The organism is Haemophilus sputorum CCUG 13788 (assembly GCF_000238795.1).
Taxonomy (GTDB): domain Bacteria; phylum Pseudomonadota; class Gammaproteobacteria; order Enterobacterales; family Pasteurellaceae; genus Haemophilus_A; species Haemophilus_A sputorum.
The window spans coordinates 1-473 of the sequence record NZ_AFNK01000041.1; the positions used below are offsets into that span (position 1 = coordinate 1).

Genomic DNA, 473 nt, shown 5'->3' on the forward strand with positions numbered 1-473 from the left:
TCCTGGCTGTTGTACATCGCCAGTGCTGCCTTTAGAACGGTAGTTTTGCTCTGGCCTGTTCTGATAGCTTCGACTTCCAGGATTTCTTCATAGGCTTCGGTTAGCCGGAAATTCAGTAGTCTTGCTTTTGCTGTCAATTGCTTACTGTTTTCTTCAGGAATATGGCTTGCCGAAGGATTTAGTTTTGATGTGACTTCTGTTACCACCTCTTCCGGTAACGCTTCTAATAGCGTTTTCAGCGCATCAACGACGTTTTTATCCATGATATTCCTCAGATATTATTCGTTCTCTTTGAGCCATTTATCTACAAGCTGGTTCACCACATCTGTGATCGATGTACCTTTTTTGGCACATGCAGCCTTAAACCGGGTGTGTTTTTCTTCGTCAAAATTGACGTTAACACGTTTGATTTTTCCAGATGATACTGGTGCTGTTACTACTCGTTCCAGATCTCTGTTTTCACCAAAGGTCTA

Annotated in this window: 1 protein-coding gene and 1 pseudogene; both read right to left on the reverse strand. The window is 42.5% G+C overall.

From position 1 onward, the window contains the following. Window positions 1-263: hypothetical protein (locus HSP_RS11520; protein WP_010129485.1), on the reverse strand; the 263-nt coding region annotated here is incomplete at its 3' end. Window positions 264-278: 15 nt separating this feature from the next. Beyond that, a pseudogene (locus HSP_RS11205) lies at window positions 279-458 on the reverse strand (plasmid partition protein ParG); the annotation flags it as partial. Between the last annotated feature and the right edge of the window lie 15 nt (window positions 459-473).